This window comes from Gemmata obscuriglobus (genome assembly GCF_008065095.1).
Taxonomy (GTDB): domain Bacteria; phylum Planctomycetota; class Planctomycetia; order Gemmatales; family Gemmataceae; genus Gemmata; species Gemmata obscuriglobus.
The window spans coordinates 7,494,262-7,506,969 of sequence record NZ_CP042911.1 but is presented as its reverse complement, the minus strand read 5'-3'; the positions used below and the strand labels follow the sequence as shown (position 1 = coordinate 7,506,969).

Here is a 12,708-nt window from a genome sequence, read left to right as displayed (position 1 = left end):
CGGTAGCGCGACGGCGCTACGATGCGTTGGTCGAGAAGCGAGCGACACCCGCAATGACCGAATACGACATTCAGGGGCCGACGCGGGTGTGCGCGGTTACGGGCCGCGAACTGAAGCCCGGCGAAAAGTACTTCGCCGCCCTCACCGAGAGTGCGGGGAAGTTGGTCCGCACCGACTACGCCGCCGACGCCTGGCCGGGGCCGCCCGCCGGCGCGGTCGCGTACTGGTGCGGCAAGGTGCCGGCCGCCGGGGTGAAGCCCCGTAAGCCGGTGGTGAACGACGACCTGCTGCTCGACTGCTTCGACCGGCTGAAAGACTCGGCCGACGCCGACGGGCTGAACTTCCGCTACGTCGCGACCCTGCTGCTCATGCGGCGCAAGCGGTTCAAGTTCGAGGACGCCAGCCGCGACGCCAGCGGGCGCGACGTAATGATCGTGCGGGACGCGCGCGGCGGCGCGGTCCACCACGTGGTCGATCCGCGGCTGAACGACGAACAGATCGCCGCCGTGCAGACCGAAGTATTCCGTGTCCTGGGTTGGGAGTAGCGCGGGCGCTCCGACCGGCAGCGAACGACGAACGGCCAACAGCTTCCACAGGTACGTTACATGAACCGCCTGCATCTGATCCTGGCCGCTGCTGTGCTGTGCCCGAGCGTCGGGTGCGAGTGGATGAAGCAGAACGGGATCGGTAAGCCGGACAACTTTCCGGGCAAGTACGGCCGCGACCGTGAACTGCCCCCGGTCGCGCCCGAAAAGTTGGTCGCCTACCTGAACGATCGGGCTGCCGGGCTCCAGTCGATCACCCACGCCGAGGTGCGGGTGCTGGCGACCGACCGTAGCACGCTGATGCCCACGCCGCCGGTCTCGCTCACCGGGGAGTTGTTCGCGGCTCAGCCGCGGAATTTCGAACTCGACACTCGCAGCGGTGGGCTCGTCAACGTTAAGATGTTTATGGGCTCGAACGATCAGGAGTTCTGGGTGTTCGCCAGGGTCCACACGGGCGACCCGATGTACATGTACGCGTCGCACGCGGACTTCGAGGCCGGAAGAGCTAAACTCCCCGGAGGTGTCCCGTTCGAACCCGAATGGGTGATGCAGGCGTTAGGAATGGCGACCTTTTCCCCGAACAACCGGTACGAGGTTAAGCCCGATCCGAAGGTCGGCACCTACACGCTGTCGTGGCCCGCGACGACCCCGAACGGGATGTTGGTGGTCAAGGAGGTCGTGTTTAACGCTGACCCCGCCGACGGGAAAAAGTCGCAGGTCAAGCGGCACGCCGTGCGCGACGCCAAGGGAGGAAAGGAACTTTGCTACGCGGAGATCAAAGAGGCGCGGACAGAGCGGGGCGCAGACGGGCGTGTGCTCCAGTACCCGACATTGATGGTGCTGCGTTGGGAGGAGCCGCAGAAGTTTGAGCTGAAGCTCGAGATAACGAACGCTCCACAGATCAATCAGCCGTTGACAGCAGAGGAAGCTAAGCGCCATTTCCGCCGCCGGGCCATTGCCGGCGTAACACCCATCGACCTCGCTCACGCTCGGTTCGATCTACCTGCGAAGTAGCCCGAGTTGCATTCGGTTCTGTATAGGACTTACGTAGTTGACTTTTGGGTAAGTAGGTATGTAGGTGCGGCGAGGTAGGTTCGCACCGCTTCGCGCACGATGGCCGTCTTGGCCGCGAACCAACTGACGCCGGACTTGAGCCGGTGCCACTCGAGCCGCAGGAACGCGCGGATCGCGAGCCCGATGTGGACCGCTTGGGCCCGGCTCATGCGCACCTGGCACCGGTCCACGTGGCAATGCTGCTTGAGGCCCCGGTGATACTCCTCGATGCCCCACGCGTGCCCGGCCAGAACCGCACGAGTGGCCTCGTCCATGTCGAGGTCGTTGGTGATCCAATGCTCCGTGCCCCCATCACCGGTGGCGATCCGGAACGCCTTCACCAATCCGAACCCCTCCAGGTGCACCACCGTACCGGCGGCCCCGATCGGGCACCCCTCGATGGCCCGATTGCCCGTGCGATCCGGGTTCACCCGCCGGTTGCTCCGCACCCGGGTCAGGAAGTGCCACCCCAGGGCCCGCACCGCCTTCAGGTTGTCCTTGCCCGAGTACCAGGTGTCGAACAGTACCACCCGGGGCGACAGGTCCCGTCCCTTGGCGACCGCCAGCATGGCTCGGAAGTGGTCGTTCTTGGTCTCGGCTCGGGCCGGGTCGGCGAGCCGGTAATCACACGGTACCAGGGCGGCCCCGTCGGTCCACAGCAGGGTCACCAGCCCGATCCCGCTCACCACCCGGCGGTGCCGCCCGGACCAGCACCGGCGCACCAGCCCCATGTGCCGGGCGAACGGCTTGTCCAGCACCGAGTCGTCGAGCACCACGGCACCGCCCGGGCGGACCGACGACCGGGCTTCGTCCCACAACGCCGCTGGGTCCGGTTCCAGCCGGTGCAGCAGTCGGGTGAACGCATCATGCGCGGGCGCCGTCGGATGGTCCGGTTGGGCTCGCGCGGCTTCCGCGGCCGACGCCACCTTGGGGGTGGCGATCAGGAATTGGATGTAGTCCTCGGCGCTCGCACGTGGTGCGTTCATGGCCCGATCATAGACCAACAACACACCATGCGCAAATCCTGCGCCAGCGCAACTGCGTAAGTCCTACTGTAGTTTCCGCGAATCGGCCGCGCTCACGCGGCCAGATCCAAGCACCGGTGGGCGAGGTCGCGGATTTTCGCGTGGTCGTGGTGCTCGCCCACAACGGCCTGAATCTCCTGGGCCAACAGCTCGTGTTGCCAGGCCCGGCGCTTGTCCGCGTGGCTCGGGCGCCGGTTCGGGTCGTCCCACGGGGATGCGGATCGGTGCCCCACCAGGGCCTCGGCGTTCTGGTTCCAGGCCCACACCTCGGTCAGGGTGTGGGCCCACGCGCACAGGTGGAAGCACCCCACGTTCGACGGCACCCCGCGCACCTGCTGCTGACCCGCCCCGGCGACTTGTTTGAGATCCCGAAAACAGGTCTCCAGGGTGAACCGGTCGGCCACCCGCTCCAGGATGTCGGCCACGGTCGCGGTGGTGTCGGTGCCGAAGAACGCGACCCATCCGTGGGGCTCGTCCACCAACACCACCCGGATCGCCCCACCGGCCGGGCGCCACGTGGCCACGAACGTCTTGTACCGCTTCTCGACCGACTTCCCGTACACGGTGAACATGCCGGTGCTCCACCCGCCGGGGTGGGCGGCCCGCTTGGCCAGCGACACCCGCTCGGTCCCGTACACCCGCGGCCGCCCGGGCCGCCCGGGTACTCGCGCCGGTGGCACCGAGCACAGGGCCGCATCCCGGCGCAGTCGGCTCACCACCGTCACCCCGAGCTTCCGCAGCGGCTTGAGCACCGGCCCCTGGGCGTACGCCCCGTCGGCCACCACCCACACCGCCTTCCCCCACAACGCCAGCCACCCGTGCGCCCACCGCACCAAGCCCACGGCCATGGTCAGCTTGGTTGCGAACGGGGGCCGGTCCGCCGCCCGAACCGCCCCCAGGTTCGCCTTCCGGATGTACCGCCGGGCCAACAGGGGTAACGCCACGACCCCGCCCAGCGGGTGCGCCACCAGCAACCCGAGGACCACCCACACGTGCCCGTACACGAACCCGCTCCCGGCCGGCCCGGGGGTCGGGTTGTGGTGCACCCCGGCCCCTTGCACCTGGGAACCGTACCGCGCCGTCGGGGTGTCATCCAACGCGAGCACGACCCGCGGCCCGGTCACCAACGGCCGGAGCACCTCGACCAACAACCGGGTGGCGATGGCCTCGGCCCGGCGCCCGACGGCGGCCGCGGTGGGGTAGCAGCGGCGGTACTGGGACGACAACCCGGCGGCTCGGATCCAGCAACTCAGGGCCTGTCGCCCGCGGGCCAACAGCACCCCCAGGAACAACAGCGCCAACCGCCGGCCCGAGCGCCGATCCAAGGCACCGGCCAGAATCGAAAACCACTGGCACCGCGGGGCCGGAGTGTGCGAAGATGGCATCGCCGCGTCCGTTCGGGTTGGGAGGTCGTGTGGTAACGCCATCCTCCCGGACGGGCCGGCATTCGTCTACTCCGAACGTACCACCATCACCGCCCGGCCTACAAATTCGCGGAAAGTACAGTTCGGTTGAAAGCCGAGGAGCTATCGGCGCCTGGTTTTCAACCGAACAGAGAACACCAAAATCCTGAACACCAACTCTGCTACTTCGCCAACATCCCCACCTTCTTGGCATAAGGGAACAGCCCGCCGGCTTCGAGGATCGGGGCCACTTCGCCCAGCGGGAGCAACTCGAACGTCTCGCCGCTCGTCTCGTTCGTGAGCGTGCCGGTGGCGATGTCAATGACCAGCTTGTCGCCGGTGCAGACGCGGTCGATCAGACGCGCTTTCGCTTCCAGCGGTACCAGGTAACCGCCGTTCACGCTGTTGCGGTAAAAGATGCGGGCGTAGAACTCGGCAACAACGGCCACCACGCCGGCCGCGGCCAGCGCGATCGGGGCGTGCTCGCGGCTCGACCCGCAGCCGAAGTTCTTTCCGCCGATCACGATTTTGTACGGGGCGACGAACTCGTCCCCGCCCGGCGTGTGGAACGGGACGTTGCCCTTCGGGAGCCCCGCCGCGGCCTCCGGCACGCCGCACAGGGCGTACTTGCCGAACATCTTGTACTCGGCAGGAATCGAGGGGTTGAACGTCAGGTACTGCGCGGGGATAATCTGGTCGGTGTCGATGTTGTCGCCCAGAACGTACGCGACGCCTTCGATGCGGGTCTGCATGTCTGCCTCGGGTTTGGCAAGTGCAACGCGGACGCGTAGAATCGCGTACACAGGAACGGCGGGCGTTCCCGGTCACCCACGGCCGCGCCCGCACTGTCCGGTTCTCGTCGCCCGGTTCGTTACACGGGGTGTCTAGTGCCGCGCGTCTTTGCTCGCCCCCATTAGCTTAGGCCCGCGTGCGGCGTTCGGGAACCCGACGCGCCGCCCGCCGCGCCGCAAAACGCGTGCTAAAGTTTTCCGGATCGAACGGTCGTCCGGTGGCCGCCCGGCCGTACTCGCCCCTCCTAGGTGTGACCGAACCGGCCTGTTGGAGCGTTACGCGATGCGCGCGCGACTGACGTTGGAGGGCGGCGAGTGCATGCCGCCGACACTCGACCTCTCACCGACCGGCCAGCCGGTCACCCTGGGGCGGAGTCGGGACAACACGGTCATCCTGCGGGACGAGATGGCCAGCCGGACCCACGCCAAGGTGTACTTCGAGGACGGCCGCTGGCACGTCCGCGACTTCGGGCTCAACGGCACCCGCGTGGACGGGCTGCGGGTGAGCGGGGCCACCGAGCTGACCGACGGGCAGCGGATCAAGATCGGCGAGGTGGTGCTGCGGTTCGTGCTGGAGCCGAAAGCCCTGCCGCGCTCGGGGGCGACCCCGCTGCCGGCCGCGCCGGTGACGATGCCGAACAAGGCCTTGAACGACAGCCGACAGGTCGCCAACCCCCAGAACGCGACCAAGCTCCACGAGTACCCGCAGGAGCGGCCCGTCCCCACGGAGCCGGCGGCCGACCAGACCGCCAAACAGCTCCGGGTGGACGAACTCACCGCGCTGTGCAAGTTCATGACCGGGGCGGTCGAGGCCAAGAGCCCGCACGACCTGGTCGGCCTCGCGCTCCGCGCGATCCTCAACCAGACCGCGGCGAAGATCGCCGGCTACCTGAGCCTCGACCAGGACGACCCGAGCCCCAAGATCGTGCTGCCCGAGTCGGCCCCGATCGACACCGCGCTCAGCAAGCGGCTCACGCTCCAGGCGCAGAAGGTAGGCAAGCCCATCTGGCTGTTCCCGGACCTCAGCGACGCCCACCCGCCCACGGACTCGCTGTCCGCGTTCACCGACGCGATCTGTATCCCGCTGAAGGCGTCCGGCGAGCCGTTCGCGACGCTCCACGTGTACCGCAGCGGGCGGGCGTTCGTGGAGCGCGACGTGCGGTTCATTGAGGCGGTCGCGGGGTTCCTGGCGCACGGGCTGGAGATCAGCCGCACCCGGCGCACGCTGGAGGCCGAGAACTCGCGCCTGCGGACCCACACCCCCGCGGCCGACGACATCATCGGCGGGAGCAACGCCGTCATCCACCTGCGCCAGCAGATCCTGCGGGCGGCGCCGCAGCAGTTCACGGTGCTGGTCCAGGGCGAGAGCGGGTCCGGCAAGGAGCTGGTGGCGCTGGCGCTGCACCGCAACAGCCGCCGGGCCGACGGCCCGCTGGTGGTGGTCAACTGCGCGGCCATCGCGCCGACGCTCCTGGAGGCGGAGCTGTTCGGGTACAAGAAGGGCGCGTTCAGCGGCGCGGACCGCGACCACCCCGGGCTGTTCCAGCAGGCCGACGAGGGCACCCTGTTCCTCGACGAGGTCGGCGAGCTGTCGCTCGAGTGCCAGGCGAAGCTGCTCCGGGTGATCGAGGGCAAGGCGTTCCGGCCGGTGGGCGGCACCGGGGACATCAAGGCGGACGTGCGCGTGGTCGCCGCGACGCACCGCGACCTCGAAAAGGAAGTGAAGGCGGGGCGGTTCCGCCAGGACCTCATGTTCCGGCTCAAGGTGATCCCGATCCGCGTGCCCTCGCTCCGCGAGCACCCCGAGGACATCCCGGAGCTGGCGTCGTTCTTCCTGGCGAAGGTGTCGAGCGAGTGCCGGCGGCGGTTCAAGCTCACCCCGGCGGCCATGCGGAAGCTGCAAGCGTACCAGTGGCCCGGGAACGTGCGCCAGTTGCGCGCCGCCATCGAGAGCGCGGCGGTGATGAGCGAGGGCGACACGATCGACGCCGACGCGCTCCCGCTGAGCGGCGCCACGGAGATGGTCCCGCCGCCCGGCGCGAGCGGCGCGGGCGTGATCCCGGAGCTGCCGCCGAGCCTCGACATGAACGACATCGAGACGTGGGCCATTTGCCGGGCGATGAAGCAGACCAACGGCAACGTGAGCCACGCCGCGAAGCTGCTCGGCATCAGCCGGGACACGCTGCACACGAAGCTGAAGCGGCTGAAAGAAGAGAAGGGGATCGACCGGTACGCGCTGACCAACACCCCGGCCCCGCTGGGCACGCCCGAGCCGGTCGCCGCGGGCGAGGCGTGAGCGGTCCGTCGCGGCGCGGCCCCGGGCTATTCGATTCCCCAGGTCGCGAGCACCTCTGTCGGTTCGTGCCCCTCGACCGCTCGGATGTGCGCCCACCCGAGCAGGTTGCGGACGGCCTTCGTGCCGAGTCGCCGCGGGTCCGGAGTGACGCCGACCCGCCCCAGGTCCAACCGGTCCGCGTCCCAGCACGCCAGCAACGTCCGGTCTCCAGTCACTCCACCGTCCGTGTGGAACCGGCACGCCTCGAACAGCAGCTCGAACCTGTCGTCGCCGAGGTGAACCAGTTCCCCCCGTAACGACCGCGCGAGTTCGCCGCCTCGTAATCCGTGCCCGTCGTCCCGGTTCTCGTTCACCCGGCGCGAGTCGTGAAACAGGGCAAAGAGGGTTACGATCTCTCGGTCCGCGCCGTTTGCTTCCGCGATCCGGAGCCCGTTCTCCAGAACTCGCGCCCAGTGAACGACACCGTGAGTGCCGCGCGCAGGCAAGACGTAACCGTCGAGGACGGCGGCGGTGATCGCGGCCCAGTCGTGCATGAGGAATACTCTTCTGCAACTGAACAAGCTGTTCTGAACCGGCTCGGACATGAACCCGCCGTATCGCCGTTCCAGCGGAGTAAAAGCGAAGACCGGTCTCATCCTGATCGGGCGGGTTCGTAGCTCCCCATCGCCCACGCGCCGATTCCGCACACGACACCGAAGAGTACGGCCGCCGGGACGGCCTTGCCCAGCGCGGCACCAAGGCCCCAGTGGAGGAACGCAAGCGCCACCAGTGTTCGTAACAGACCACGCACGAGAGCTGGTCGCAAGTATGTCATGGCTATGGTTGTCTCGGGCGTCGAATGTTGAGCACTGCTAGCGCGCTTCTGCCGAACGAACCTATTGGAGCGGTGAATCCCAGAAAGCCTACGTGCTTGATGCCGCACCGGGTCCGGCGGGCTTGGGATCGTCCAGAATGAAGTAGTCGTCGTCTGTTGTACCGTCGAGCAAGGTAATGAGCCGGTAGTGGCCGATCGACCGCCGGCCTTGGAAGTACACGGCGGACGGGTCGGGAACGTACAGCCCCAGCCGTGTCTCGACGAATGGATAGTTCAGGATGCCGTGCTCGAATACCAGCGCGCACCGCTCGAACACCATTTGGATGTCTGACGGCGACAGCCCGTTTAAGTCACCCTCCTCGGCGGACGACTGGATCCACTGTCGGCACGATGTCTCGGCTTGCCGCCGCAGATCGTGCGTTTCTGCAAGCCTGAGCATCGCTGCAACCGCATCGCTAGGTGTTGCTTCCACGCCTGGATGCCCTCCTGTGGCCGCCCCAAAAGCTCGTTGCCCAACCGAGACACCGGTTGTGACAACGACGAGTCGGTGAGCAAAGAAAATTACACTGCAACGGCGCTCTGCATAACCATTCTGGCGTACTGCGTCATGCGCCACGGATTGGTGACCCGATGGCCATCTCCGCCGGGCAACCTGCGGCGCATTTTCGCAAACCGCATCACCTTACCGGCGCTAAGTTCGACACGAACTGCGCCGTGCAGTTCGCCCAGGTGTAGCGGGCCCCTTCCTCCGCACACGCCCGCGGGCTCCCTTCGGCCAGCGCCTTCGATACCGCGACGCTCAGGTCGTCGTTGAGCGCGCCGAGTTCCGGGCGCGTGACGATGTCCACCGGGCCGGTCACCGGGTACGCCGCGACCGGTAACCCGCTCGCCAGCGCCTCAATCAGCACGATCCCGAACGTGTCGGTCCGGCTCGGGAACACGAACAGGTCCGCCGCGGCGTACACCTCGCCGAGTGGTTCGCCCTTGCGGTAGCCCAGGAATGTCGCGTCGGGGTGCTCGCGTTCCAGTTCGGCCCGCGCCGGTCCGTCGCCGACCACCAGCTTCGTGCCGGCAGTTTTGAGCTTCAGGAAGTCGCCGATGCCCTTCTCGTGTGAGACCCGCCCCACGTATAGCAGCACCGGGCGCGGGTATTCCAGGTCCGGTTTCGGGCGCGGGCGGAACAGCCCCAAATCGACACCCCGCGACCACCGCCGGATCGGCGCACGGAACCCGCGGGCAATGAGTTCCGCCTCCAGGCTCGGCGTCGCGACCATCATGCACGCCGACGGACCGTGAAACCACTTCAGGAACTGGTACGTGAGTCCCTCGGGCACCCGCGCCAGCTTCTTCAGGTACTCGGGGAACCGCGTGTGATATGAGGTCGTGAACCGCCAGCGCATTCGCGTGCAGAACCGGCGAACCAGGAGGCCGATCGGTCCCTCTGTGGAAATATGGACGTGGTCCGGTCTAAACTGGTAGACCCGCTCGTAGATGCGTCCGGGGCGCGGCAGCACGAGCGGGATTTCGGGGTAAAACGGCACCCGGAGTGCGGGGTAAGGGGTGGGCTCGATCACCTCGACGGCGTGCCCCTGCTCGCGCAGGAGCCGGGACGTGGTGTCGAGCGTGCGGACTACTCCACTCACCTGTGGGTGCCATGCGTCAGTGGCGATCAGGATGCGTGCCATGAGGGCAGTTTCAAGCCCCGGCCCCTGGGTTTCAAGTTCGCCGTGACGATTTCCGACGGAGGTTGGTGCCGTGCCTGATCCCGATAAGCGGATGCTTCGCGATCTCAAGCGGAAGTTGAAGAAGCGCGGCAACAAGCACCGCCGCGCCGAACTGAAACGCGACCTCGCCGAGAACCCCGAAGAGGCGGCCCATGCGGAAGAGGACCTCGGCCGCTACCGCTCGGACACGCTCAACCGGCTCGACAACGACAGCACCCGCCGCAAGAAGGACGGGCCGACACCCGAGTAGCGTGGGGCTACGAATCACGCGGCCCCGGCTTGTTTCGAAAAGGGAGACTCGACGATAGTGCCTCGCAGATGCGCGCCTTGTGAGGCGCATTCGGCGCACGCGTTAGGGATCGCGTTCGGGCTGTAATCGCACCGCATCACTCACTTTACTTTCATCAAGCCGCTTGCGGCCCGCTCTCCGGCGCAGTAGCCTTCGTCTAAACACCGCCCATTCTCCCACTCCCGGCGCCCGCCGAGCCATGAACGCACCCGCGGCGCCCGTACCCCACACCTCGCTCGTTCGACCGGCCGATGTCGCACGCGGCCTCGGTTTCGGGGCGGTCTATTTCGCCGCCGCCATGCTCGGCTTGGAGTTCCGCACCGAGCCCGAGCGGATGGCCCTGTTCTGGCCCCCGAACGGGTTGCTTCTTGGCACCCTTTTGATCGCCGGACCGCGGGTCCGGTGGACCGCTCTGGTCGCCGGAACTGCCGCGTCCCTGATCGCCAATTTCGTGGGCGGCAACTCGCCGGTGGTGGGCCTCGGGTTCACGCTGGTGAACGTCGGCGAGCCCTGGTTCGCCGCGTGGCTGCTCCGGCACGCCCGGAGCGGCCCGTTCGAGCTGGCGAGCGGGGACGACGTGTTTCGGCTGTTCTTCACCTTGCTCGCGACCGGGCTCGTGAGTGCGGTGCCGGGCGCGGCGGTTATCGTGTTCGGTCTCGGCGTGCCGGACTTCGGCGACGCGCTGGTGGCGTTCTGGCTGTCCGACGTGATCGGTGTGGTGATCGTGACGCCTCTCGTGCTCGCGTGGGCGCGGTTCGATCGGGTCACCTTACCGCCGCCCTTGATCTGGTGCGCGGTCGAGCTGGTCGCGCTGTATGGCGGGCTCGCGGCGCTGGCGGTGGCCGTGTTCACCGAGCCCGCGGGCGGGCGGTACGTCCTGTCGTTCGCGTTCCCGCTGTTCGTGTTTTTCCCGTGGGCGGCGCTGCGGTTCCGGGTCCGCGGGGCGTCCGCCGCGGTGCTGGTGATCGCGCTGCTCGCGATCTGGAACACCGGACGCGGGCGCGGCCCGTTCGTCGACCCGGGCGCCGCCCGCGCGGCGCAACTGTTCATGGCACAGCTTTTCGTCGGCGTTCTCGCACTGTGCTCCCTGGTGCTGGCCGCGACCCAGGTCTCACGCGACCGGAGCGATGCGCGTTTGCGCGACAGCGAGGAGCGGTACCGACAGGTCACCGAGACGATTCAGGAAGTGTTCTGGGCCATGACGCCCGACTGCGCCCGCGTGCTGTACGTCAGCCCGCAGTACGAGATGGTGTGGGGACGCACCTGCGCGAGCCTGTACGCCGAACCCGGCACGCTCGTCGCCGCGGTTCACCCCGAGGACCGCGCGGCGGTTGCGGGCGGTCTCGCGTGGTACGACGGGGAGTTCCGGATCGTCCGGCCGGACGGGGCCGTGCGGTGGGTTCACACCCGCTCGTTCCCCGTGCGGGACGAGTACGGGGTGCCGTGGCGGGTGGTCGGCATTTCCCGGGACGTGACCGACGTGAAGGACGCGGAACAGGCGCGGACTGTGCTGATCGAACAACTTCAGAAGGCGCTGGCCGAGATCAAAACGCTGCGCGGGATGATCCCGATGTGCGCCTGGTGCCGGAAGGTGCGCGACGACACCGGGTTCTGGGACTCGGTCGAAGGGTACATCAGCGAACACACGCACGCGTCCGTCACGCACGGCATCTGCCCCAAGTGCCTGGACGACATGGTCCAGCGGTTCCCCGACTTGGCCGCCGCGGGCGACGAAGGGTCAGCCGGGTAGTCACTTCACGACTCGTTTCAGCACGAAGTGAACGGTGGTCGGGGCCGACTTCGCGTCGGCCGCGGCCGGGGTGGTCGTGCTGACCAGCTCGAACCCGTCCTTCGCGAGCCGGTTCAGCTCCTTCTCGGCGTCCCCCTCTTTCCCGACGGTCATGGCGACGATCCGGAACTCGGTGCGCGGCGCGGGCACCTTGCGGAAGTAGTACACCGTCACGTCGCCGGCCTCGTCCGTGTTCTTGGGGCGCTCGTCCCCGTCCCGGCCGACCGCCACGATGAGCCGGTCGCCGATCACCTCGACCACGCCCAGCGCTTTCGTCTTCTTGCCGCGCAGGCTGACGGTTTCGATGTCGATGGTCCTTTTGTCCGCGTCGAACGTGTACTCCATCGTTGTGGGGCCGGCGCTGGCGCCCAGCATCGCGAGCGTGGTCGGCGGCAAGGTGCCGGCGCGGCCCTCGAGCGAGATTTCGTTCTTGGTGAAGGTCGCGGGGCCGGCCAGCAGCGAGGACGCCGTGAGCCCGGCGGCGCGGACCACGACCGCACCCCCGCCCGGCGGCGCGACGGCCCCGAACCCGCCCCCGGCGGCGCCGGCCCGGTCCGCCGGGCTGGAGACGGACAGCAGCGTGTACTTGCCTTCGAGTGAGGGGGCCGGCTTCTCGGCCGGCACGGGGGCGGCCCCGGCCGATGCGGTGAACACAACGAGGGCGGTTGTAAGCGAACAGAGCGCGCGCATGGGGCATCCTGACTGATGCGGGAACGGTGCGGAGAGGTGCAGAGTGAGAATATCTGTGCGGCCCCGCGCGGCAAAACGAATAACCGCTGAGGAGCGGGACCCATCCGCTTAAAGAGTAACCGTGCGGCGGGGCGTCGGTTGCACCCGCCGGTGTTAGCCGGCGGGTGGCGCTCACAATCACCGATACTCTTTAATCGGATGCGGCATGAGGTCGTCGGCCAGCTCGGGAGAAAAAGTTCGCCCCGGTGAGCCGCGCGGCAAAAAACTTGGCCGCTCGCGCCCGCGACCA

At 67.8% G+C, this 12,708-nt stretch carries 12 protein-coding genes; 5 read left to right on the top strand and 7 right to left on the bottom strand.

Annotation, left to right across the window (positions count from 1 at the left end; translation table 11 throughout):
- Positions 1–53 precede the first annotated feature (53 nt).
- Together GobsT_RS30895 and GobsT_RS30890 are read left to right on the top strand one after the other, a co-directional pair.
- Positions 54–545, top strand: coding sequence for a hypothetical protein (locus GobsT_RS30895; protein WP_010041979.1), 492 nt, complete (start codon positions 54–56; stop codon positions 543–545).
- A gap of 60 nt (positions 546–605) precedes the next feature.
- The gene (locus GobsT_RS30890) at positions 606–1,559 is read left to right on the top strand and encodes a hypothetical protein (RefSeq protein WP_010041982.1); all 954 of its coding nucleotides are present in this window, start codon (positions 606–608) and stop codon (positions 1,557–1,559) included.
- Between the two features lie 29 nt (positions 1,560–1,588).
- On the opposite strand, the gene GobsT_RS30885 is transcribed toward GobsT_RS30890, so the two are convergent.
- The 3 genes from GobsT_RS30885 to GobsT_RS30875 form a co-directional block, all read right to left on the bottom strand.
- A complete protein-coding gene (locus GobsT_RS30885; protein ID WP_010033997.1) occupies positions 1,589–2,584 on the bottom strand; it encodes an IS701 family transposase in 996 nt (331 codons plus the stop codon).
- Positions 2,585–2,676: 92 nt separating this feature from the next.
- Entirely contained in the window at positions 2,677–4,008 is a 1,332-nt protein-coding gene (locus tag GobsT_RS30880; protein WP_010041983.1) for an IS701 family transposase, read from the bottom strand.
- 200 nt (positions 4,009–4,208) lie between these two features.
- Complete coding sequence (locus GobsT_RS30875; protein WP_010041984.1) at positions 4,209–4,778, bottom strand: 3-isopropylmalate dehydratase small subunit; 570 nt, start codon at positions 4,776–4,778, stop codon at positions 4,209–4,211.
- 322 nt (positions 4,779–5,100) lie between these two features.
- On the opposite strand from GobsT_RS30875, the gene GobsT_RS30870 reads away from it, so the two are divergent.
- Positions 5,101–7,113 (top strand): sigma 54-interacting transcriptional regulator, encoded by a 2,013-nt coding sequence (locus GobsT_RS30870; protein WP_010041985.1) that lies wholly within the window; start codon positions 5,101–5,103, stop codon positions 7,111–7,113.
- A gap of 26 nt (positions 7,114–7,139) precedes the next feature.
- On the opposite strand, the gene GobsT_RS30865 is transcribed toward GobsT_RS30870, so the two are convergent.
- The 3 genes from GobsT_RS30865 to GobsT_RS30855 form a co-directional block, all read right to left on the bottom strand.
- Positions 7,140–7,646, bottom strand: a complete 507-nt coding sequence (locus tag GobsT_RS30865; protein WP_010041986.1) for an HD domain-containing protein — start codon at positions 7,644–7,646, stop codon at positions 7,140–7,142.
- A 369-nt stretch (positions 7,647–8,015) separates the two neighbouring features.
- Positions 8,016–8,399, bottom strand: coding sequence for a hypothetical protein (locus tag GobsT_RS30860; RefSeq protein WP_148087933.1), 384 nt, complete (start codon positions 8,397–8,399; stop codon positions 8,016–8,018).
- A 205-nt stretch (positions 8,400–8,604) separates the two neighbouring features.
- Positions 8,605–9,612 (bottom strand): glycosyltransferase family 4 protein, encoded by a 1,008-nt coding sequence (locus GobsT_RS30855; protein ID WP_010041989.1) that lies wholly within the window; start codon positions 9,610–9,612, stop codon positions 8,605–8,607.
- Positions 9,613–9,682: 70 nt separating this feature from the next.
- Between GobsT_RS30855 and GobsT_RS30850 the strand changes: the two genes are divergently transcribed.
- Positions 9,683–9,901, top strand: coding sequence for a hypothetical protein (locus tag GobsT_RS30850; protein WP_174263819.1), 219 nt, complete (start codon positions 9,683–9,685; stop codon positions 9,899–9,901).
- 238 nt (positions 9,902–10,139) lie between these two features.
- A complete protein-coding gene (locus tag GobsT_RS30845) occupies positions 10,140–11,690 on the top strand; it encodes an MASE1 domain-containing protein (RefSeq protein ID WP_010041993.1) in 1,551 nt (516 codons plus the stop codon).
- Here GobsT_RS30845 and GobsT_RS30840 read toward each other — a convergent pair whose 3' ends face one another.
- A complete protein-coding gene (locus GobsT_RS30840) occupies positions 11,691–12,419 on the bottom strand; it encodes a hypothetical protein (protein ID WP_010041995.1) in 729 nt (242 codons plus the stop codon). It abuts the gene before it with no gap.
- Positions 12,420–12,708: the final 289 nt, after the last annotated feature.

What these genes read in the sequence shown, in the direction of transcription:
- GobsT_RS30880 (WP_010041983.1), bottom strand. Translation starts at nt 4,008, where the DNA reads ATGCCATCTTCGCACACTCCGGCCCCGCGGTGCCAGTGGTTTTCGATT.
- GobsT_RS30870 (WP_010041985.1), top strand. Translation starts at nt 5,101, where the DNA reads ATGCGCGCGCGACTGACGTTGGAGGGCGGCGAGTGCATGCCGCCGACA.
- GobsT_RS30845 (WP_010041993.1), top strand. Translation starts at nt 10,140, where the DNA reads ATGAACGCACCCGCGGCGCCCGTACCCCACACCTCGCTCGTTCGACCG.
- GobsT_RS30890 (WP_010041982.1), top strand. Translation starts at nt 606, where the DNA reads ATGAACCGCCTGCATCTGATCCTGGCCGCTGCTGTGCTGTGCCCGAGC.
- GobsT_RS30855 (WP_010041989.1), bottom strand. Translation starts at nt 9,612, where the DNA reads ATGGCACGCATCCTGATCGCCACTGACGCATGGCACCCACAGGTGAGT.
- GobsT_RS30895 (WP_010041979.1), top strand. Translation starts at nt 54, where the DNA reads ATGACCGAATACGACATTCAGGGGCCGACGCGGGTGTGCGCGGTTACG.
- GobsT_RS30885 (WP_010033997.1), bottom strand. Translation starts at nt 2,584, where the DNA reads ATGAACGCACCACGTGCGAGCGCCGAGGACTACATCCAATTCCTGATC.
- GobsT_RS30875 (WP_010041984.1), bottom strand. Translation starts at nt 4,778, where the DNA reads ATGCAGACCCGCATCGAAGGCGTCGCGTACGTTCTGGGCGACAACATC.
- GobsT_RS30840 (WP_010041995.1), bottom strand. Translation starts at nt 12,419, where the DNA reads ATGCGCGCGCTCTGTTCGCTTACAACCGCCCTCGTTGTGTTCACCGCA.
- GobsT_RS30865 (WP_010041986.1), bottom strand. Translation starts at nt 7,646, where the DNA reads ATGCACGACTGGGCCGCGATCACCGCCGCCGTCCTCGACGGTTACGTC.